The organism is Mycobacterium sp. (assembly GCF_002863225.1).
Taxonomy (GTDB): domain Bacteria; phylum Actinomycetota; class Actinomycetes; order Mycobacteriales; family Mycobacteriaceae; genus Mycobacterium.
The window spans coordinates 72,125-94,189 of record NZ_PKEK01000048.1; the positions used below are offsets into that span (position 1 = coordinate 72,125).

Here is a 22,065-nt window from a genome sequence, read left to right on the forward strand (position 1 = left end):
GGATGAGCCGGAGTCTGAGCCACCGCGTCGTGGTGGTCACCGGCGCGGCCCGTGGGATCGGCGCGCAGGTGGCCCGCGATCTCGTCGGCGCCGGCGCACGAGTCGCGGCACTCGATCGGGACCTGCCGGGTGCCCAGCGGCTGGTGGCCGAACTCGGCTCCGCGGCAGCGGCATTCGAGGTCGATGTCACCTCCGCCGAGTCGGTGCACAGCGCATGCGCCGCGGCGGCAGCGCATTTCGGCGGGATCGATGTGGTAGTGGCCAATGCCGGTATCGCCGGCCCGGGGGTGACGGTCGCGGCCGTCGATCCCGCCGACTGGCGACAGGTCATCGACGTCAACCTGGTGGGCGCCTTCCATACCGTGCGGGCCGCGTTGCCGCACCTGAAAAGAAGCGGTGGATACCTGATGGTGGTCGCCTCGATCGCCGCGGTCATACCGGGGCCGTTGGTGAGCGCGTACGTGGCGTCGAAGGCCGGCGTCGAGTCGATGGTCCGGGCGGTGCGCATCGAGGTGGCCGCCGACGGAATCGGGGTGGGCATCGCGTACTTCGGACTGATCGACACCGGGCTGGCCAACGACATGCTGGCCCGGTCGGGCCTGGGCGTCGTATTGCCCGGGCCGCTGGGCACATTGGCGCCGGTCGGCGTGGCGGCTGCGGCCATCACCACCGGCATCGCGCGGCGCTCTCGGCGGGTCTACGCACCCTGGTGGGTCGCGCCGATGCTCGACCTGCGGCCACTGCTGTTCCTTGCGGACCGCCTGCTGGCGGTCCTGCCGAGCACCCGGCGCGCGATCAGCGCCGGCAACCGATCGGGGGTGAACTGATGCCGCAACGACAACCGTCCGTGGGCATCATCGGCGCCGGAATGTCCGGGCTGTGCCAGGCCATCCTGATGCGGCGAGCGGGCATCACCGACGTCACCATCTACGAGAAGGCCGCCGACGTCGGCGGAACCTGGCGCGACAACACCTATCCCGGCTTGTCGTGCGACGTGCCGTCGCGGTTCTACCAGTTCACCTTCGCGATGAACCCGAGCTGGACGAGGTTGTTCTCGCCCGGACCCGAAATCCACGACTACTTCCAGACGCTCGCCGACCGCTACCGACTGCGCGAGATCATTCGCTTCGGCATCGAGATCGTCGACGCACGATTCGCCGACGGCCGCTGGCATCTCACCACCGATGCGGGCGAGGAGGTGGCGCACGACTTCCTGATCGCGGCCACCGGCGTCCTGCGTGAGCCGCGCACCCCGTCGATCACCGGCCTGGCCGAATTCGACGGTCCCGTCATGCATTCCGCGCGCTGGAACCATGACGTCGACATGACCGGCAAGCGGGTCGCTGTCGTCGGAACCGGATCGACCGGCGTGCAGATCGTCTGCGGTCTGGCCGATTCCGCCGGCCGCGTCGACCTGTTCCAGCGCAGCGCGCAATGGATTCTGCCGCTGCCCAATCCTCGGTACTACCGCTGGATGAATCCGATCCGCCGCCGGGTGCCGAGGCTGAGCGCGATGGGGTACTACACCTACCACCTGGTATTCGAGTGGTTGGCCGGTGCGCTGGTGCGGCCGGGCTGGCGCCGCCGGTTCATGAGCGGCGCGTGCCGGGCCAACCTGCGGACGGTGCGCGACCCCGAACTGCGTCGCCGCCTCACCCCGGACTATCAGCCGATGTGCCGTCGGCTGATCATGTCCGCAGGCTTCTATCCGGCCATGCAGCGCGACAATGTGTGCCTGGTGGACTCCGGGATCGACCACGTCGAGCGACGCGGAATCGTCACGGCCACCGGTGATTTGCGTGAGCTGGACGCCATCGTGCTGGCCACCGGCTTCGACGCGCACGCCTTCATGCGACCGCTATCCATCACCGGCCAAAACGGCCTGACCCTCCAGCAGCTGTGGGAGGACGGCCCCAAAGCGCATCTGGGTGTGGCGCTGCCGGGCTTTCCGAACCTGTTCATGCTGATGGGCCCGCACAGCCCGGTCGGCAACTACTCGCTCACCGCGATAGCCGAGGCGCAGGCCAATCACATCGTCGGCTGGATCAACCGCTGGCGGACCTGCGAATTCGACACTGTCGCGCCCTCCAGCCGGGCGACGGACGACTTCAACGCGAGCATGCGCCGCGCCATGCCGGGCACCGTGTGGGCCACCGGCTGCACCAGTTGGTATCTGGGCGCCGACGGGCTTCCCGAACTGTGGCCGTGGACCCCACACGAGTACCGGCGCCGATTGGCTGCGCCACCCGACATCAACGACTACGACATCAAGACCCTGGTGAGGACGGCATGACGGGAACACTGGACGGACGCGTCGTAGCCATCACCGGTGGAGCCCGCGGCATCGGGCTGGCCACCGCGAAAGCCTTCGCGGCCGCCGGCGCCAAGGTGGCGATCGGAGACCTCGACGCCGATACAGCCAAGCGGGCAGCCGCCGGCATCCACGGCAATGTGGTCGCGCTGCCGCTCGATGTGACCGTGCCGGAATCATTTTCGGCGTTTCTCGACGACGCGGCCGACGTCCTCGGACCGCTCGACGTCGTGGTGAACAACGCGGGTGTCATGTTCACCGGCGAGTTTCTCGACGAGTCTATGGACGCTCAGGACACGATGATCGACATCAACCTGCGCGGTGTGATGCTCGGCTGCAAACTGGCGGCCGAACGGTTCATCTGTCGCGGCGGCGGAACCATCATCAACGTGGCCTCGATGGCCGGTGTGGCTGGTTTCCCGGGCGTGGCCACCTACTGCGCGACCAAATTCGGCGTCGTCGGTTTCACGTCTGCACTGCGTGAAGAACTGCGCCCGCACAACATCACCGTCAGCGCGGTCCTGCCGGGCGTGGTGCACACCGAACTCTCTGCCGGAATTCAACTGCCCACGATGATCGAGAACTTCGTGTCGGTCGAACCCGCGGACATCGCCGCGACGGTGGTCGCAGCCGCGCATAACCACCGCGCCCAGTCGTTTGCACCCCGTCGGTTGCAAATACTCTTGCGCTCCGTCCTTTTCATGCCTGAGCGGCAACGGCGCTTCCTGGGCCGAGTGACCAGGACCGAGCAGGTCTACCTGGCGGTCGACCAGGCTACCCGCGATGCCTATCACGCCCGGGCCACTGCCGTTGCAGCGCGGCGCGAGCCAGGGGAGCGGTCAGGCGCATGACGTCGGCGTAGCGGGTCGGCAGCATCCTCGCGGCGAGGTAGGTCAACTGCGCATCGCGTCCGACCATGATCCGAGACTGTCCGCGGGCGACACCGCGGTGGATGGTCTCGGCGGCTTGCTCCGGCGAGGTGAGGGCGATCGCGGAGAAGTTCTGATGGAACTTCTCCAGGTCCGGATCGCCCAGCGGATCGACGCGGACCCGTCCGTTGCGGGTGATCGGCGTCCGCACCCCGCCGGGGTGCACAGTGACGGCCCGTACTCCGGTCCCGTGCAGTTCCTGCCGCACCGCTTCGGTGTAACCGCGTACGGCGAATTTCGCTGCGCAGTAGGCGCTCTGGCTGGGAAAGGCACACAGCCCGAAGATGCTGGATATGTTGACGACGACGCCCGAACGCTGATCGATCAGGTGCGGCAGGAAGGCCCGGGTCCCGTGTGCGACACCCCAGAAGTTGATGTCCATCAACCATTTGTCGTCGTCGTAGTCGGCCTGCGCTGCCCACTGGGTGAGCACCACCCCGGCGTTGTTGACCACCATGCCGATCGGTGACGGCGCCCATCCGGCAACGTCGTCTGCCCAGGAGAGCTGCGCGTCGCGGTCGCGGACGTCGAGGACGCGCGACAGCACCGGTGTATTCACCGATGCCGCAGTCTCTTTCAGTCCCGTCTCGTCCCAGTCGGTCAGCGCCAGTGCGCAGCCGTGGCCGGCGAGACGCGCAGCCAGTGCGCGCCCGATCCCGGATCCGGCGCCGCTGATGACGGCGGTGCGACCGTCGACCGGTACGGGTGCCCTCATCACCGGCGCCGAATCAGCATCGGCAGGCCACCCTTGGGCCGCAGCGTGGTGAAGCCTTCTTCGGTGACGACATGGCCGGGTACCGCGTCCAAGACGAAGCGCTGGCTGGTCGCCGCGGCGACCATGGTCGCCTCCAGGAGCGCGAACTGGGTGCCGATGCAAATGCGCCGGCCGCCGCCGAACGGCACATATGCGGCCTTGGGCCGTTCGATGGCGGCACCGAGAAACCGGTTGGGGTCGAATCGTTCTGGCTCCGGCCAGACATCGGGGTTGCGGTGCAGCCGATGCGTCAGCACGACGACAATCGTCCCCTTCCTGATCTGATAGCCGTTCAGATCGTCGTCGGCGGTCGCCCTTCGCATCGACAGGTACACCGGTGGATGAATGCGCATGGCCTCGGAGAAGCAGGCTTTGGTCCACGACAGGCGATCGAAATCCTCGCAGTTCGGAGTGCGACCCTGCAGGACGGTGTCCACCTCGTCGAGCATGCGGTCGCGCGCACCGAGATTGTGCGACAGCAGATGCCAGAACCACGCCATCGCCGTCGCCGTGGTCTCGTGCCCGGCGGCCAGGAAGGTTGCCGACTGCTCGAGGACCTCGGCGCGCGAAAGGGGTTGACCGGTGGCCTGATCCCGCGCGGCGAGAACCAGGCCGAGAAAGTCGGTGGGCTGCTCCTCGGGGGTCCGTTGCTCTATCCGTTTGGTGATCACCGCATCCAGTTCGCGTAGTCGACGGGCGATGCGCCGCGCCCGCCAGTGCGCCGAGGCCGCGGACGCCATGTCGACCCCCGGAAGTGCCTGCATCAGCCAGGTCACGGGCGAGTTACCCACCCGCAGCATGTCTTCGAGCGCCTGGCTCAAGCCCTTGCCGATGGTGGCCACCTCGTCGTCCGACAGATGCGTTCCGAACATCGTCTCGGCGGCGATCTGCAGTGCGACGACCATCATTTCGCGCGCCACGTCGATGCGCGCGCCGTCCGGGTGAGCCGTCCAGCCATCCAGCATCATGCCCGCCTGGTTGACCATGCTGTCGGTGAAGACCTCGAGGTGTCGTCGGGCGAACATCGGGTTGAGCATGGCGCGGTCGCGTTTCCAGCGTTCCCCCCGACTCGTCACCAATCCCCGGCGCAGACCCAACGCCGGCACGTCGTATTCCTCGCCCTTGACGTAAATGTCCTGTTTGCGCAGAAAGATCTGCTCGACGTCTTGCGGGCGATCGACGAGCACCAGGTCGACCACACCCGGCACGTGCATCCGGGCCGGGGAGCCGGTGGCGTCGAACAGCACGTTGAGTGCCGGCACCATGTCGTGCCGGGTAGAACGAAGCAGGCGCGGAACAGCTTTGAGCGGCAGCGGCCGAGGCCGGGTAAGCGTCGTAGGCAGCGACATACTGCGACGCTACGAACCGTCGGCCCGCGCGGTAATGACCCGGACGGACGCCGATTTGATACGTTCGGACACATGGTGGTCAGCGAAGACCGTCTAGCCGCCGACTGGGACGTGCCCCGGCCGGCGGCGACCTGCCGCCACCTGCTGGAGGCCGCGCGGGTGCACGACGTCACCGCGGAGGTCTGCCTCGCCGGCACCGATCTGACGGTGGCCGGCATCGCAGACAACGCGACCGAGGTCCAGGCGGGGCAGGAACTGCGTATGGTCCGCAATATTCTTGCCTGCGTTGCCGATCCGCGAGAGTTCGCCCGCGACGTCGGGCTTCGTTACAACTTCGCCAACACCGGGATTCTCGGGTACGCGCTGCTGGCCAGCCCGACCATCGGCGACGCGATCAACGTGGCATGCCGCTACGCCGCCCTGTCGTCGTCCTTCCTGCGGCTGACCCGACACGACAGCGACCACTGCACGGTCATCGAGTTCGACAACGGTCACGTCCCCGCCGACGTGCGGGAGTTCATGCTCGAACGCGACATGTACGCGATCACCAACCTGGCGCCGCTGCTCGTCGGCCAGCTCGAGACCGACGTCGTGCTCACCATCGAGGTGCCCGGCTTCGACCTGCCGATCGAACGCCTCGAATTCGCCCGGCTGACAGTCGAAATCGACACAACCTCGAATCGGAGCGCCATCGCGATCCCCACCGCGGTGCTGCGGCTGCCGATGCCCGCTGCCGACGCCGCGGCGGCACAGGCGTGCGTGCAACAGTGCGAAGAGCTGCTGCAGGCCCGTCGCCAACGTCGGGGGATGGCCGCGCTGGTACGCAACCGGTTGATCTCAGATCCGGGTGAGCTGCCGTCGATGGCTGTGGTAGCCAGGGAATTCTGTATGACCGAACGAACCATGCACCGTCGTCTGGCAGCCGAACACACCAGCTATCGCGCACTGGTCGACGAGGTTCGAGTGAACCTTGCATCGGCACTTCTGGAGTCGGGTCTCACCGTCGAGGAGACGGCCCGCCAGCTCGGCTACTCCGAGACCGCCGCATTCACCCGGGCATTCACCCGCATCAGCGGCGAGTCACCCAGCAGGTATCGCCGCCGCCACGGCTGACGTGCGACTGTCTGCCCGGCCGAGTCCGGCGCGCCTATCCTGGCCCGGATGGTCGAAACGTCTTTCGCGCAATTGCGTCAGCGGCTTGACGGTGTGACGCTCCGCGACGCCGAACGCTTCCGCCGACGCCTGAGAAGCGTTCGCGGCGCAAAGCCGGAGAAGCTGCAACAACTCGCCGATCAGATCGCCGCGGCTGAAATCCTCCTGGCCGCTCGGCAGGCTGCCGTCCCAGAGGTCACCTACCCGCACCTGCCGATCAGCGAGCGACGTCAGGAGATCGCCGAGGCGATCCGTTCGCACCAGGTCGTCGTGGTGGCCGGCGAGACCGGGTCGGGCAAGACCACCCAGCTACCCAAAATATGCCTCGAGATGGGCCGCGGTGTCCGCGCCATGATCGGCCATACGCAGCCCCGACGGCTTGCCGCCCGCACAGTCGCACAACGGGTCGCCGACGAGCTGGGCACGCCGCTCGGCGAAGCCGTCGGCTATTCCGTGCGATTCAACGACCAGGTCAGCGACCGCACACTGGTCAAGCTGATGACCGACGGAATCCTGCTCGCCGAGATCCAGCGCGATCGCCGGTTGCTGCGCTACGACACCCTGATCATCGACGAAGCTCACGAACACAGCCTCAACGTCGACTTCCTGCTCGGTTACCTTCACGAATTGTTGCCCCGCCGGCCCGACCTGAAAGTGGTCGTCACATCGGCGACAATCGATCCGCAGCGCTTCGCAGCGCACTTCGGCGGCGCACCGATCATCGAGGTGTCCGGGCGGGCATATCCGGTCGAGATCAGATACAGACCACTGGAATTGCCGATTCCCGCTGGGGCGCATGATGCTCCGGACGACCCGGACGACGAACTCGTACGCACCGAGATTCGCGACGAGGTCGACGCGATCGTCGACGCGATCCGGGAACTGGAGACGGAACCACCGGGCGACGTCCTGGTGTTCCTGTCCGGCGAACGCGAAATCCGTGACACCGCAGAGGCATTGAGCGGCGTCACGTCCGCCGAGGTCCTGCCGCTGTACGCCCGGCTGCCGACGGCGGAGCAGATGAAAGTCTTCGCCCCGCACACCGCGCGACGTGTGGTGCTGGCGACCAACGTCGCCGAAACATCCCTGACCGTGCCGGGCATCCGTTACGTCGTCGACCCCGGCAACGCCCGCATTTCGCGCTACAGCCGCCGCTTGAAAGTCCAGCGGCTACCCATCGAGCCGATCTCCGCGGCCTCGGCCGCCCAACGAGCCGGCCGTTGTGGGCGGGTAGCGCCGGGTGTGTGCATCCGCCTGTACTCCGAAGAAGATCACGCGGCGCGCCCGCCCTACACCGATCCGGAGATCCTGCGGACGAACCTGGCCGCAGTGCTGTTACAGATGGCGGCGCTGGAACTGGGTGCGGTGGAGGAGTTTCCGTTCCTTGATCCGCCGGACAGTCGCAGTATCCGCGACGGTGTCCAGCTGCTACAGGAACTCGGGGCCTTCGACCAGGACGGAAAGATCACCGACGTCGGTCGCCGACTCGCGCGGTTGCCGGTCGATCCGAGGCTGGGCCGGATGATCCTGGCCGCCGACGCCGAAGCTTGCGTGCGCGAGGTGCTGGTGTTGACCGCCGCGTTGACCATCCCTGATCCGCGCGAGCGGCCCTCCGAGCGCGAGGACGCCGCCCGGCAAAGCCACGCCCGGTTCACCGACGAACACTCCGATTTCATGTCCTACCTCAACCTGTGGAACTACCTCCGGGAGCAACGAAAAACATTATCGAGCAGCGCGTTTCGGCGGATGTGCCGCAAAGAATTTCTGCACTACCTGCGAATTCGGGAGTGGCAGGACCTCGTCGGGCAGCTGCGTGGCGTTGCCCGCGACCTCCAGATCGTCGAGTCCGACGAGCCGGCCGACGCCGCCTCCGTGCATGCGGCACTGCTGGCCGGGTTGCTGTCACATGTTGGCATGCGCCGAGAGGACGCCAGGGAATTCCAGGGCGCCCGCAACGCGCGGTTCCTCTTGGCGCCCGGCTCAGCGCTGGCCAAGCGACCGCCGCGATGGGTGGTGGTGGCGGAATTGGTGGAGACCAGTCGCCTGTACGGGCGCACCGCCGCGCGCATTCAGCCGGAGGTTGTCGAGCGGGTGGCGGGCGAACGCGTGCAACGCGCCTACAGCGAACCGCACTGGGACGCCGACCGCGGTGAGGTGATGTCCTACGAGAGAGTGACGCTCTACGGTCTGCCGCTCGTGGCGCGCCGCCGCGTTGGCTACGCGCGTGTCGAGCCGGTCATCGCGCGGGAATTGTTCCTCAGACATGCGCTGGTCGAGGGTGATTGGCAGACCCGACATCATTTCGTGCGCGACAACGCGCAGTTGCGAGGCGAGCTCGAAGACTTGGAGGAACGCGCCCGCCGTAGGGATCTGCTCGTCGGCGACGACGAAATATATGAGTTCTACGACAAGCGGATCCCGGCCGACGTGGTTTCAGCCCGGCACTTCGACGCGTGGTGGCGCAAGCAGCGGCACAAGACACCGGAGTTGCTGACCTTCGCCCGCGAAGACCTGCTCCGCCCCGTGAATGCCGCCGACGACGTCGGGCGGCCGGACGTGTGGCAGGCCGGCGATGTCGCGTTGCCGTTGACGTACCGTTTCGAGCCCGGCGCCTCAGACGACGGCGTCACCGTCCACGTACCGCTCGACGTGCTGGCGCGGCTGGGCGGTGACGAGTTCGCCTGGCAAGTGCCGGCGCTGCGTGAGGAGCTGGTCACCGCGCTCATCCGCTCGTTGCCGAAAGACCTGCGCCGCAACTTTGTTCCCGCTCCGGACACCGCCCGTGCGGTACTGGCGCACATCGACGGCGACCGTGAACCGCTGCTCACCTCGCTGCAGCGCGAATTACGACGCCGCACCGGCATTTTGGTACCGATGGATGCTTTCGACCTGGACAAGTTGCCCCCACACTTGCAGGTGACGTTTGCCGTCGAGTCACCCGGAGGCGGCGAACTCGCGCGCGGCAAAGATCTGCCGGCGCTACAGCAGCGACTGGCGGCGTCGGCCCGGCGTGCGGTCGCCGACACGGTCGCCGGTGAATTGGAACGCACCGGTTTGCGGAACTGGCCCGACGATGTCGAGGAGCTGCCGGTGAGCGTCGAGCGCGTCGTCGAGGGACGCGCCGTGCGTGGGTATCCCGCCTTCGTCGACGAAGGTGGCAGCGTGGGCCTGCGGGTATTCGCGACGTCCGGCCAACAGCACGAGGCCTCGGGCCCCGGCCTACGCCGACTGTTGCGGCTGAGCTTGCCGGCTCCGTCCAAAGCCATTGAACGACAACTTGATCCACGTACCCGCCTGGCCCTGCGAATCAATCCCGACGGTTCGCTCGCCGCGCTGCTCGATGACTGTGCCGACGCCGCAGTCGACGGGCTCCTTGCCGAACCGGTATGGACGCGCCAGGGGTTCGTCGAGCTGCGTGGCAGGGTCGGGAAGTCGCTCGAGACCACAACTCTCGACATCGTGCGCCGCGTCGAAATGGTGCTGGCTGCCGCGCAGGAAGTGCAGTTGCGACTACCCGCTCAACCACCGCCGGCACAAGCGGACGCGATCGCCGATATCCGTGCCCAGCTGGAGCGTCTGCTGCCGCCTCGATTCGTCACCGTCACGGGTGCGCGCCTGAGCGACCTGACCCGCTACCTGACCGCGATTCGCCGGCGCCTCGAACAATTGCCCCAGGCGATCAAAGCCGACGGCGACCGGATGGCGCGCGTGCACGCGATCCAGGACGCCCACGGCGAACTGGTCCGGGCGTTACCCCCGCTGCGCGCCGCGGCCGCCGACGTCATCGACATCGCCTGGCAGATCGAGGAATTGCGGGTGAGCCTGTGGGCGCAGCAGCTCGGCACCCCGCGTCCGGTCAGCGAGCAGCGGATCTACCGTGCGATCGACCAGGCCGGCGGTGAATCCTAGCGGGCGACCATCCAAATCGCCTGGGCAGCGGGACTTCCCAGGTCCACCGTGACAGGCAGGCCGTCAGCCGACTCCACCACAACCGAGATCATCCCGGCGAATTCGCGGCGGGTGAGCACCCGCAACCGGGAGTCGAGGCTGATGCCGATGGTGTCGAAGTAGCGCAGCATCTCGGGGTCTTTGTCCGATATCCGCGCGACCGTGCCCGCGTCGCCGTCGGCGCACGACCACAGCTGGCGTGCGGGCGGGGTCGGCACCTGGCCGTCCGAGCCCGGGATGGGGTCGCCGTGCGGGTCGCGCTGTGGGAACCCCAGCTTGGCGTCGATGCGCGCGATGAGCCGATCCGACACCGCGTGCTCGAGCACCTCGGCCTCGTCGTGAACCTCGTCCCACCCGTAGCCGAGTTCCTTGACCAGGAACGTCTCCAGCAGCCGGTGACGACGGACCATCGCCAGCGCCGCTCGGCGGCCGGAATCGGTCAACGTCACCGCGCCGTATTTCTCGTGGTCGACCAGGCCCTGCTCGGCGAGCTTGCGGATCGATTCCGAGGCGGTGCTGGCGGACACGCCGAGCTTGTCGGCCAGCATCTTGGTGCTGACTTTGTCCAGCGACCATTCCTGGGCGTTCCAGATGACTTTGAGGTAGTCCTGGGCAACCGCGGTGAGCTCATTGGACTCGTCGGCAGGGCGCACAACGAAAGTTTAAGCAATCCTCACCTGATCTGCGGCTCTCCCACGACCGCGCGCTACCTTGCCCCGTAGGCTTGTGGTCGTGCAACGGTGGCGTGGCCAGGACGAGATCCCGACGGATTGGGGTCGATGCGTGCTCACCATCGGCGTGTTCGATGGCCTACACCGTGGGCACGCCGAGCTGATCGAGCATGCGGTCAAGTCGGGTCGGGAGCGCGGCGTTCCCACCGTGCTGATGACCTTCGATCCGCACCCGATGGAGGTCGTGCACCCCGGCAGCCACCCCGCTCAGCTGACGACGCTGACCCGGCGGGCCGAACTCGCTGAGGAATTCGGCATCGATGTCTTCCTCGTCATGCCCTTCACGTCGACCTTCATGAAGCTCACTCCGGAGCGTTACGTCCGCGAGCTACTCGTCGAGGATCTGCACGTGGTGGAAGTTCTGGTGGGGGAGAACTTCACCTTCGGCAAGAAGGCCGCGGGCACCGTCGAGACCCTGCGCAGCGCGGGTGCGCGATTCGGGTTCGCGGTGGAGGCGATGTCGTTGGTGGCCGAGCACCACAGCACCGAGACGGTGACGTTCTCGTCGACCTACATCCGGTCCTGCGTCGACGCCGGCGACGTGGTCGCGGCTGCCGATGCGCTGGGCCGTCCACACCGGGTCGAAGGTGTGGTGGTCCGCGGTGACGGCCGCGGGACCGAACTGGGCTTTCCCACGGCGAACGTGGCTCCGCCGATGCACTCGGCCATCCCCGCCGACGGCGTGTATGCGGCCTGGTTCACCGTGCTGGGCCACGGCCCGGTCACCGGGAGCGTGGTCCCGGGCGAGCGTTATCAGGCCGCGGTGTCGGTGGGCACCAACCCGACGTTCTCCGGTCGCACCCGCACGGTCGAGGCGTTCGTCCTGGACACCGCCGCAGACCTGTACGGACAGCATGTGGCGCTGGACTTCGTCGCGCGCATCCGCGGGCAGGAGAAGTTCAATTCGGTGGACGACCTGGTGGTCGCGATGGGCGCGGACACCGACCGGGCCCGCACGCTGCTTTCCGCAGGCTGACCAGCGAATTGAGGCTCTAGCGGGCCCCACTGCTAAACTTCCGGCGACACAGCGCGTGCTGCAGTTCGCGGCGGCCGCGCCTCAACAGAGAAGTTCGCGGACCTTTTGATGGAGATACATTCGTGGCGCTTACCGCCGAGCAGAAAAAAGAAATCCTGGGCTCCTACGGCCTGCATGCAACCGACACCGGTTCCCCCGAGGCTCAGGTCGCGCTGCTGACCAAGCGGATCGCCGACCTCACCGAGCACCTCAAGCTGCACAAGCACGACCACCACTCGCGTCGCGGACTGCTGCTGCTGGTGGGCCGGCGCCGTCGTCTGCTGAAGTACGTCGCCCAGGTCGACGTCGAGCGCTACCGCTCGCTGATCGAGCGGCTGGGTCTGCGCCGCTGACCCCGTCCTTCGCCGGACGTGAACAGTCGCGCATCCGACCGGCGAGCCTTCACAACGGGTTGAGCGTCGCGAGGTCGTCGCGACTTAAAGAACCGCCAGGTCGGCGTGTAGAGTTAGAGGCGTTTTGGGCCCATCGGCCCGAGCGAGGTGCGGCGTGCGCAATCCGCGCGCACCGTTCCAGCGAGGCACAACAGGACTTCGAAGGAAGACAAGTCTGTATCGCGCGGTCTTCGGTAGTGGCAGCCGAGCTCCCCGGTTCCGGGGTAGGTCGGCCGCTTCGATCGACGGCCGTCGCCGCATCAGACTCCGCGTCCTCCAGGGCTGTCCCGCAACCCGCAGGGTTGTGCGTGCCTGCGCGAAATAGCTGAACAGATCCAGAGAGGCTGCGCGGACGCATATGTCTGTAGCTGAAATTGACGAAGGCGTGTTCGAGTCGACCGCCACCATTGACAACGGGAGCTTCGGCACCCGCACCATCCGTTTCGAGACCGGCCGGCTGGCCAAGCAGGCCGCCGGCGCCGTCGTCGCCTACCTCGACGACGAAACCATGCTGCTGTCGGCCACCACCGCCAGCAAGTCGCCGAAGGACCACTTCGATTTCTTCCCGCTGACGATCGACGTCGAAGAGCGCATGTACGCCGCGGGCCGCATCCCCGGTTCGTTCTTCCGCCGCGAAGGCCGTCCGTCGACCGACGCGATCCTGACCTGCCGCCTGATCGACCGTCCGCTGCGGCCGACGTTCGTGTCCGGGTTGCGCAACGAAATCCAGGTCGTCGTGACCATTTTGAGCCTGGACCCCAAGGACCTGTACGACGTGCTGGCCATCAACGCCGCGTCGGCGTCGACCCAGATCTCGGGCCTGCCCTTCGCCGGCCCGGTCGGTGGTGTGCGCGTCGCGCTCATCGACGGCCAGTGGGTCGCGTTCCCGACCGTCGAGCAGCTCGAGAACGCCGTGTTCGACATGGTCGTCGCGGGCCGCAAGACGGCCGATGATGTCGCGATCATGATGGTCGAGGCCGAGGCCACCGACAACGTGATCGACCTCGTCGCCGGCGGCGCGGGTGCGCCCACCGAAAGTGTTGTGGCAGAGGGCCTGGAGGCCGCCAAGCCGTTCATCGCCGCGTTGTGTACCGCTCAGCAGGAGCTGCACGACGCCGCCGGCAAGGAGACCGCCGAGTACCCGTTGTTCCCGGAGTACCAGGACGACGTCTTCTACGCGGTGTCCTCGGTGGCCACCGACGAGCTGGCCAAGGCGCTCACCATCGGCGGCAAGGCCGAGCGCGATCAGCGCACCGACGAGCTCAAGTCCGAGGTGCTCGCGCGGCTCGCCGAGACCTACGAGGGTCGTGAGAAGGAAGTCAGCGCCGCATTCCGGTCGTTGACCAAAAAGCTTGTGCGCCAGCGCATCCTGACCGACCACTTCCGCATCGACGGCCGCGGCATCACCGACATCCGCGCGTTGTCCGCCGAGGTCGCGGTCATCCCGCGGACCCACGGCAGCGCCCTCTTCGAGCGTGGCGAGACCCAGATCATGGGCGTCACCACCCTCGACATGGTCAAGATGGCTCAGCAGATCGATTCGCTGGGGCCGGAGACGTCCAAGCGCTACATGCACCACTACAACTTCCCGCCGTTCTCCACCGGCGAGACCGGCCGGGTCGGCTCGCCCAAGCGGCGTGAGATCGGCCACGGTGCGCTGGCGGAGCGGGCCCTGGTGCCGGTGCTGCCCAGCATCGAGGAATTTCCCTATGCCATCCGTCAGGTGTCGGAAGCGTTGAGCTCCAACGGTTCTACGTCGATGGGCTCGGTGTGCGCCTCGACCCTGTCGCTGCTGAACGCCGGTGTGCCGCTCAAGGCGCCGGTGGCCGGCATCGCGATGGGCCTGGTCTCCGACGATGTCGAGGTGGACGGAAAGACCGAGCGTCGCTTCGTCACCCTCACCGACATCCTCGGTGCCGAGGATGCCTTCGGTGACATGGACTTCAAGTGCGCGGGCACCAAGGACTTCGTCACCGCGCTGCAGTTGGACACCAAGCTCGACGGCATCCCGTCACAGGTGCTGGCGGGTGCGCTCGCCCAGGCCAAGGATGCCCGGCTGACCATCCTCGAGGTGATGGCCGAGGCCATCGACGAGCCCGACGAGATGAGCCCGTTCGCGCCGCGGATCACCACGATCAAGGTGCCGATCGACAAGATCGGCGAAGTGATCGGGCCCAAGGGCAAGATGATCAACTCGATCACCGAGGAGACCGGCGCGCAGATCTCGATCGAGGACGACGGCACGGTGTTCGTCGGCGCCAGCAACGGCGAGGCCGCGCAGGCCGCGATCGACAAGATCAACGCGATCGCGAACCCGCAGCTGCCCAAGACCGGTGAGCGGTTCCTCGGAACCGTGGTCAAGACAACCGATTTCGGTGCGTTCGTATCGTTGCTGCCGGGCCGCGACGGGCTGGTGCACATATCCAAGCTCGGTCGGGGTAAGCGCATCGCGAAGGTCGAAGACGTGGTGAGCGTCGGCGACAAGCTGCGCGTCGAGATCGCCGACATCGACAAGCGGGGCAAGATCTCGCTGGTGCTCGTCGACGACGACGCTGCCGGGGACGCCGGCAACGGTGACGCTGCTCCCACCGCGGAGACCGCGCACGCGCCGACGGAAGCCGATGCCGCGACGGCCAGCAGTTAGCCCGGCGACGCCTTCGTTACGCCGCGGCCGGCGCAGTTCTGAGCCAGCCGCGGCGTTTCGGCGTACTTCACTACCCGGCGGGCTGCGGGTTGTCACCGAATTCCTCCCCGGGGTCCGGTCGGCATCGGTCGGGGTGTGGGTCGGTGTCGGGTCGCGCGACGAGGGTGCCACGGTGGCTGGTGCCGCGCACTTCCTGGAGCACCTGCTGTTCAAGTCGACCCCGACGCGCACGGCCGTCGACATCGCGCAGGCGATGGACGCGGTCGGCGGGGAGCTCAACGCCTTCACCTCCAAGGAGCACACCTGCTACTACGCCCACGTCCTCGACAGTGACCTGGCGCTGGCCGTGGACTTGGTCAGTGATGTGGTGCTCAACGGGCGTTGCGCCGCAAGCGATGTCGAGCTGGAACGCGCCGTCGTCCTGGAAGAGATCGCGATGCGCGACGACGATCCCGAGGACGCGTTGGCCGACCAGTTCCTGGCGGCGCTGTTCGGCGATCATCCGGTCGGCCGCCCGGTGATCGGCAGCGTCCAGTCGGTGTCGTCGATGACACGGGCTCAGCTGCATTCGTTTCACCAGCGGCGCTACACGCCCGAGCGGATGGTCGTCGCGGTGGCCGGCAACATCGACCACGACGACGTCGTCGCCCTGGTGCGGGAACACTTCGGGCCACGGTTGGTGCGGGGCCGTCAAGCGATCGAACCCCGCAAGGGCGCCGGCCGCGTCACCGGTCGCCCGCGCCTGTCGGTGGCCAACCGGGAGGCCGAGCAGACCCACGTATTCCTCGGTGTGCGGACCCCGGGTCGGCACTGGAAGCATCGCTGGGCACTGTCGGTGCTCAATACGGCGCTGGGTGGCGGCCTGAGTTCCCGCCTGTTCCAACAAGTTCGGGAGTCGCGCGGACTGGCGTATTCGGTCTATTCGTCCTTGGACACGTTCTCCGACGCCGGAGCTCTGTCGGTGTACGCCGCGTGCCTACCGGAGCGGTTCGCCGAAGTGACCCGGGTGACCGCCGACGTACTCGAAGAAGTCGGGCGCGACGGTATCACCGAGACCGAATGCCGGATTGCCAAAGGCTCGTTGCGCGGCGGACTGGTGCTCGGACTGGAGGACTCCAGTTCACGAATGCACCGCATCGGTCGTGGCGAACTCAACTACGCTGAGCACCGAAGCATCGATCGGACGCTGCAGGAGCTCGATGAGGTCACCCTGGACGAGGTCAACGCGATTGCGCGCCAACTCCTACGCAAGCCCTACGGCGCAGCCGTTCTCGGGCCGCATCAGTCGAAGAAGACTCTGCCGCAACAACTTCGGACTATGACGGGGTAGCACGATGGTACTGGGCTTCTGGGATCTCGACGTGCCGATCGTGGGCGCGCCGATGGCGGGCGGCCCCGGTACCCCGGCGTTGGCGGCCGCGGTGTCCAACGCCGGTGGTCTGGGCTTTCTGGCCGGCGGCTACATCAGTGCTGAGCGGCTGGCCGGCGACATCGAGAGTGCGCGGGCGGCGAGCAGCGGTCCGATCGGTGTCAACCTCTTCGTGCCTCAGCCCAGCGTCGCCGACGTCATCGCGCTCGACCATTACGCCGAGGCTCTCGATCAGTTGGCCGAGCACTACGACGTCGAAGTCGGCTTTCCCCAATTCGGGGATGACGATGGCTACCAACAGAAGCTCGAGGTGATCGCCGACCTTCGCCCCGAGTTGGTGTCGTTCACGTTCGGCGCGCCGTCGCCCGATGTGCTGCGCTGGTTCGGCGCTCTGGGCATGCTGCTCTACATCACCGTGACGTCGGCGTACGAGGCCGGAGTGGCTGTCGCCGCCGGCGCGGATGGCCTGGTGGTTCAGGGCCCGGATGCCGGCGGACACCGCGGCACGTTCGCGCCCGACATGAGCCCCGGCACCGAACCCCTGATCGATCTGCTGGATCGCATCGGCAGCGCCCACGACGTCCCGCTGATCGCGGCCGGCGGGTTGGCCAGTGCCGGCGACGTCGCCGGGGTGCTACGCAGGGGCGCTGCTGCGGCACAGATCGGTACCGCGTTGCTGTTGTCCGACGAAGCCGGGACCAACGCCGCGCACCGCGCCGCGCTCGGACATCCGCAGTTCGACAGCACCGTTGTCACGCGGGCGTTTTCGGGACGATATGCGCGAGGTCTGGCCAATGACTTCACCCGGATGATGGATCAGATCGCGCCGCTGGGCTATCCCGAGGTCAACCAGATGACCTCGCCGATCCGCAGGGCAGCCGTCGAGATGGAAGACCCGCACGGCACCAATCTCTGGGCGGGCACCGGCTATCGGCAGGCGCAGACCGGGCCGGCGAAGGACATCGTCGACGCGCTCGGCCACGTCTGACCCACTCGTCAGGCCAGCACTGTCGCCGGATCGGTGAACGGCAACGCGAGGTCAGTGGCCACCTGCTCGCTGAGCAGCGCGCCGTCGTGTGTTGAAAGGCCTGCGGCGAGAGCGGGATTCGACTGGCACGCGGCTCGCCAACCATGGTCGGCGAGTTCGATCACGTAGGGCACGGTGGCGTTGATCAGCGCGACCGTCGACGTGGCGGGGACGGCGGCAGGCATGTTCGCCACGCAGTAGAACACCGTGTCGTGCACGACGAATGTCGGGTCGTCGTGGGTGGTCGGCCGCGAAGCTTCGAAGCACCCGCCCTGATCGATGGCGATGTCGACCAGGACCGCGCCCGGCTTCATGCGATCCACAAGGGAGTTCGGAACCAAGGTCGGGGCCTTGCCGCCCGGCAACAGCACAGCGCCGATGACCAGATCGGCACGCTTGACCGACGTCTCCAATTCCATGGCCGTCGAGTAGCGGGTCTGCACCTGGCCGCCGAACGCGTGGTCGATCTCGCGCAGCTTGTCGAGGTTGATGTCGAACATCGTGACCGCGGCGCCCATTCCGTGCGCGACCCGCGCGGCGTTATAGCCGGCGGTCCCCGCGCCGATGACCACCACCGAGGCCGGCTCGACGCCCGGCACGCCGCCCATCAGGACACCGCGACCACCGTGGGTGCCCATCAGGTGATAGGCGCCGACCTGTGCCGACAGCCGCCCGGCCACCTCGCTCATCGGGGCCAGCAGCGGCAGAGCGCCGTCGGCGGTCTGCACGGTCTCGTAGGCGATCGACGTGGTGCCCGAAGCCAGCAGTGCTTCGGTGCACGGCCGCGACGCGGCCAGATGCAAATAGGTGAACAACGTCTGGTTTCGCCGCATCCGCGAATATTCCTGCGGGATGGGCTCTTTCACCTTGAGCACCAGGTCGGCGTCGGCCCACAGACTGTCGACGCTGGAAACCAGTTGCGCGCCCGCCGCTTTGAAGTCGCTGTCGGTGATCGCCGAGCCTTCGCCCGCGCCCGCCTGGACCAGGACCTCGTGACCGCGGCGGGTCAGTTCGGCGACACCGGAAGCGGTGATCGCGACTCGGAACTCGTTGTTCTTGACTTCGGTTGGGATGCCAACACGCATACCGTCAATTGTGAAGAAACTTCGACGTAAGCGCAAAGCTGATGAAGACTTACTAATACAATTCACAAATGATCGAAGAAAGATCGACAATTCCGAGTGCAAGCAAGGCGCCGCCGAACGATCTTCGACCTGCGGTTCTCGACGAACTGGACCGCAGAATCCTCGGTCTACTGCATGCCGACGCACGGATGACCAACAGCGCGCTCGCCGAGGAGTTGCACATCGCGGCGTCGACCTGCCATGGTCGCGTCCGCCGACTCCTGGAGCTTGGCGTCATCCGCGGCTTCTACGCCGATATCGACCCGGCGGCCGTGGGATTGCCCCTGCAGGCCATGATTTCGGTCAGCCTGCAGTCGCATGCCCGGGGAAAGATCCGCGACTTCATCCAGCAGATCCGCCGCCGGCCGCAGGTGATGGACGTGTACTTCCTGGCCGGTACCGATGATTTCATCCTGCACGTCGCCGCGCGCGACATCGCCGACCTGCGCTCGTTCGTGGTCGACAACCTCAATGCCGACAGCGACGTCGCCGGCACCCAGACGTCGCTGATCTTCGAGCACCTGCGCGGGGCGGCCCCGGTCTGACCTCGCCGTATTCCCGATACCGGCGGTACCGAGTATGCTGCTGCGAATGTTCACGGTCAACGACGAGGCTGTCGGTCCGCACTCAGCTGGTGGGGGCGCGTTGGCCGATCACGAGCGATTGGTACTCGAGGCGCGCGACGTCGCCTTCGACTGGGCGAAGCTCCCGTTCCACTACGTGCCGGGAGAGCCGTTCACCACGCACATGCTCAACGTGTTGCACCTGCTGTTGCCGGCGGGTGAGGAGTTCTTCGTCGAGCTGTTCAAGCAGGCGCTGCCACTGATCAAGGACGACGAGCTGCGCCTCGATGTGCAGGGCTTCATCGGCCAGGAGGCGATGCACGCCCAGGCTCACACCGGTGTGCAGGAGTATTTCGCCGCCAACCGAGTCGACGTGACACCGTTCACCGACCAGATCGGCTGGCTGTTCGCCAAACTCCTCGGTGACCGCCCGCAGTGGAGCGTCCGGCGCCAGCGCAGTTGGCTGCTCGAGCGCGTCGCCCTCGTCTCGGCGATCGAGCACTACACCGCGATTCTCGGCGAATGGATCCTCGACACTCCAGAGCTCGACGCGATCGGCGCCAACCCGGTGATGCTGGACATGCTCCGCTGGCACGGCGCCGAGGAAGTCGAGCACAAGGCGGTCGCCTTCGACCTGATGAAGCATCTGCGGGCCGGCTACTTGCGACAGATCCGCACTCAACTGGTCGTGACCCCGATGATCTTCCTGGTGTGGGTGCGCGGGGTGCGGTTCATGTACTCGGTGGACCCGCATGTGCCTCCGGGAGCCAAACCGCGCTGGCGTGACTACTTCACCGCGGCGCGGCGCGGCCTGATGCCGGGACCGATGCGATTCATTCGAGTCATCGCCGCCTACTATCTGCCTCGCTTCCATCCCTCACAACTCGGCGGGGTGGAGAAGGCGGTCGACTATCTGGCCATCTCGCCGGCCGCCCGCGCCTCGCACTGAGCCGAGAGGATTTCATGACCATCGCTTCGGCAACGGGTGTTCACGCGCCGACCCGCAGTACCGTGACCGCCTCCGACGGCATCGCACTTGCGGTGTACGCCTACACGGATATCGATCCGCATCGGCCGACCGTGCTCGCCATTCATGGCTACCCCGACAACCATCATCTGTGGGACGGCGTCGCCGAACAGCTACTCGAGCACCACCGCGGCAAATACAACGTGGTCGCCTACGACGTGCGGGGAGCGGGCGACTCCGATCGCCCGGCCGCGCGGTCCGATTACCGCTTCGCGCAACTGGTTTCCGACATCGGCACGGTCATCGACAGCCTGGATGTCGGCCGGGTCCACCTGCTGGCGCACGACTGGGGCTCAATCCAATCGTGGGCCGCGGTCACCGACGAGACGGTGATGGGCAAAGTCGCCTCGTTCACCTCGATATCCGGGCCGCATTTGACCTACGCGGGCAAATTCCTGCGGTCGGCTCGCACACCGCGCGGTCTGATCGACGTGACCCGACAAATCTTCGCATCGGGTTATATCTGGTTTTTCCTGGCTCGGGGTTTGCCTGAACTTCTGATCCGGGCAGGCGTCGGGGTGAAACTCGTTGAGACCTTTGGCCGTATCGGCAACTCCAGCACCCAGAGCCGGCCCGGTGATCCGGTGCGTTCGGTCGGCGACTACGTCAACGGGCTCAACCTCTACCGCGCCAACATGCCCGGGCCCCTCATGTCGCCGGCCTCGCAACTGCCGCACACCACTGTTCCGACACAAGTACTGGCACCGCGGATGGATCTATTCGTCACGCCGGCGTTGCAGCGCTATACCGGCTCAATCCCGTTGGGCAGCAAGGTCGTTCCCATCGAGGGCGGCCACTGGGTAGTCACCGCGCGTCCAGACGTCATCGCCCGGCTGGCAACCGAATGGATCGATCGCCACGTCGACGGCACCACCCCGGCAACCGCGGGTGCCGTGCAATCGGGCCCGCGCGATGTGCGGGGCAAACTCGCGCTGGTCACCGGTGCGGGCGCCGGTATCGGTCGCGCCACCGCCCTGGAGTTGGCCCAGCACGGCGCCGACACCGTCGTGATCGTCGACCGCGACCTGGCCGCGGCGCAGGACACCGCCGCCGCGGTCCGTGCGACGGGTGTGGACGCCGAGGCCTACCAGGCCGATGTCAGCGACGAGCATGCGATCAATACGCTTGCCGCACAGGTGCACAACGACCACGGCGTGGTCGACATCCTGGTCAACAACGCCGGGATCGGGATGGCTGGACGTTTCCTGGAGACCACGTCGGAGAACTGGGACAACATTCTCGGGGTCAACCTGCGTGGCGTGCTCAATGGAAGCCGGGCGTTCGCCGCGCAGATGGTCGACCGTGGACAGGGCGGCACCATCATCAACGTGTCGTCGGCCGCGGCGTTTCTTCCGTCGAAGTCGATGATCGCCTACGGCACCACTAAAGCCGCCGTGCTGGCTTTCAGCGAATCGCTGCGCGCCGACCTCGCCGACGACGGCATCACCGTCACGGCGGTGTGCCCGGGATTCGTGAACACGAACATCGCCAAGAACACCGTCTATGCCGGAATGAGCGCCGAGGAGCAGGACAGCGCTCGGCACAAGGCCGACATCATCTACCGGCGTCGCAACTTCACCCCGGAGGCCACTGCCAAGGCGATCGTCAAAGCGGTCAAGAGCGGTTCACCGGTGGTTCCGATCGCGGCTGAATCGCGGGTCGGGTACGCGATGCGACGCATCAGCCCGTCGCTGATCCGGCTGCTGGCCCGCTACGACCTTCGGCCCTGA

17 protein-coding genes are annotated in these 22,065 nt (G+C 66.8%); 13 read left to right on the top strand and 4 right to left on the bottom strand.

Translation table 11 applies throughout. The features are described from left to right. The first annotated feature begins 2 nt into the window (after positions 1-2). The 3 genes from CYU59_RS14725 to CYU59_RS14735 are packed head-to-tail and all read left to right on the top strand — an operon-like array spanning position 3 to position 3,162. The gene (locus CYU59_RS14725; protein WP_292990814.1) at positions 3-827 is read left to right on the top strand and encodes a short-chain dehydrogenase/reductase; all 825 of its coding nucleotides are present in this window, start codon (positions 3-5) and stop codon (positions 825-827) included. Beyond that, on the top strand, positions 827-2,293 hold the full coding sequence (locus tag CYU59_RS14730; RefSeq protein WP_292990817.1) for an NAD(P)/FAD-dependent oxidoreductase: 1,467 nt from the start codon (positions 827-829) through the stop codon (positions 2,291-2,293). The genes CYU59_RS14725 and CYU59_RS14730 overlap by 1 nt, the downstream gene beginning before the upstream one ends. Continuing rightward, the gene (locus CYU59_RS14735; protein WP_292990820.1) at positions 2,290-3,162 is read left to right on the top strand and encodes an SDR family oxidoreductase; all 873 of its coding nucleotides are present in this window, start codon (positions 2,290-2,292) and stop codon (positions 3,160-3,162) included. The genes CYU59_RS14730 and CYU59_RS14735 overlap by 4 nt, the downstream gene beginning before the upstream one ends. On the opposite strand, the gene CYU59_RS14740 is transcribed toward CYU59_RS14735, so the two are convergent. Then, complete coding sequence (locus tag CYU59_RS14740) at positions 3,086-3,955, bottom strand: SDR family NAD(P)-dependent oxidoreductase (protein ID WP_292990823.1); 870 nt, start codon at positions 3,953-3,955, stop codon at positions 3,086-3,088. The genes CYU59_RS14735 and CYU59_RS14740 overlap by 77 nt on opposite strands. Then, positions 3,955-5,343 (bottom strand): cytochrome P450, encoded by a 1,389-nt coding sequence (locus CYU59_RS14745; protein WP_292990825.1) that lies wholly within the window; start codon positions 5,341-5,343, stop codon positions 3,955-3,957. The genes CYU59_RS14740 and CYU59_RS14745 overlap by 1 nt, the downstream gene beginning before the upstream one ends. 72 nt (positions 5,344-5,415) lie before the next feature. Here CYU59_RS14745 and CYU59_RS14750 point away from each other — a divergent pair, with 72 nt between their 5' ends. After that, positions 5,416-6,456, top strand: coding sequence for an AraC family transcriptional regulator (locus tag CYU59_RS14750; RefSeq protein WP_292990827.1), 1,041 nt, complete (start codon positions 5,416-5,418; stop codon positions 6,454-6,456). A 48-nt stretch (positions 6,457-6,504) separates the two neighbouring features. Continuing rightward, entirely contained in the window at positions 6,505-10,404 is a 3,900-nt protein-coding gene (gene hrpA, locus CYU59_RS14755; protein ID WP_292990830.1) for an ATP-dependent RNA helicase HrpA, read from the top strand. Here the strand turns inward: hrpA and mntR are convergent. Next, positions 10,401-11,096, bottom strand: coding sequence for a manganese-binding transcriptional regulator MntR (mntR, locus tag CYU59_RS14760; RefSeq protein ID WP_292990833.1), 696 nt, complete (start codon positions 11,094-11,096; stop codon positions 10,401-10,403). The two genes, hrpA and mntR, sit on opposite strands and share 4 nt — an antisense overlap. Before the next feature lie 79 nt (positions 11,097-11,175). On the opposite strand from mntR, the gene CYU59_RS14765 reads away from it, so the two are divergent. From CYU59_RS14765 to CYU59_RS14785, 5 genes are all read left to right on the top strand, one after another. Further along, positions 11,176-12,150, top strand: coding sequence for a bifunctional riboflavin kinase/FAD synthetase (locus CYU59_RS14765; protein ID WP_292990836.1), 975 nt, complete (start codon positions 11,176-11,178; stop codon positions 12,148-12,150). A 122-nt stretch (positions 12,151-12,272) separates the two neighbouring features. Then, a complete protein-coding gene (gene rpsO / locus CYU59_RS14770) occupies positions 12,273-12,542 on the top strand; it encodes a 30S ribosomal protein S15 (protein WP_292990839.1) in 270 nt (89 codons plus the stop codon). Positions 12,543-12,939: 397 nt separating this feature from the next. Next, positions 12,940-15,225 (top strand): polyribonucleotide nucleotidyltransferase, encoded by a 2,286-nt coding sequence (locus CYU59_RS14775; protein ID WP_292990841.1) that lies wholly within the window; start codon positions 12,940-12,942, stop codon positions 15,223-15,225. Next, positions 15,203-16,555, top strand: coding sequence for a pitrilysin family protein (locus tag CYU59_RS14780; protein WP_292990843.1), 1,353 nt, complete (start codon positions 15,203-15,205; stop codon positions 16,553-16,555). Before CYU59_RS14775 ends, CYU59_RS14780 begins: the two co-directional genes overlap by 23 nt. A 4-nt stretch (positions 16,556-16,559) precedes the next feature. Next, complete coding sequence (locus CYU59_RS14785; protein ID WP_292990845.1) at positions 16,560-17,582, top strand: nitronate monooxygenase; 1,023 nt, start codon at positions 16,560-16,562, stop codon at positions 17,580-17,582. Between the two features lie 8 nt (positions 17,583-17,590). Here CYU59_RS14785 and ald read toward each other — a convergent pair whose 3' ends face one another. Further along, positions 17,591-18,706, bottom strand: a complete 1,116-nt coding sequence (gene ald / locus CYU59_RS14790) for an alanine dehydrogenase (RefSeq protein WP_292990848.1) — start codon at positions 18,704-18,706, stop codon at positions 17,591-17,593. Between the two features lie 68 nt (positions 18,707-18,774). Between ald and CYU59_RS14795 the strand changes: the two genes are divergently transcribed. From CYU59_RS14795 to CYU59_RS14805, 3 genes are read left to right on the top strand one after another with little or no spacing between them, the layout of a single operon-like run. Further along, positions 18,775-19,290 (top strand): Lrp/AsnC family transcriptional regulator, encoded by a 516-nt coding sequence (locus CYU59_RS14795; RefSeq protein ID WP_292990851.1) that lies wholly within the window; start codon positions 18,775-18,777, stop codon positions 19,288-19,290. Positions 19,291-19,336: 46 nt separating this feature from the next. Next, complete coding sequence (locus CYU59_RS14800) at positions 19,337-20,257, top strand: metal-dependent hydrolase (protein ID WP_292990854.1); 921 nt, start codon at positions 19,337-19,339, stop codon at positions 20,255-20,257. A 14-nt stretch (positions 20,258-20,271) separates the two neighbouring features. After that, complete coding sequence (locus CYU59_RS14805) at positions 20,272-22,065, top strand: SDR family oxidoreductase (protein ID WP_292990857.1); 1,794 nt, start codon at positions 20,272-20,274, stop codon at positions 22,063-22,065.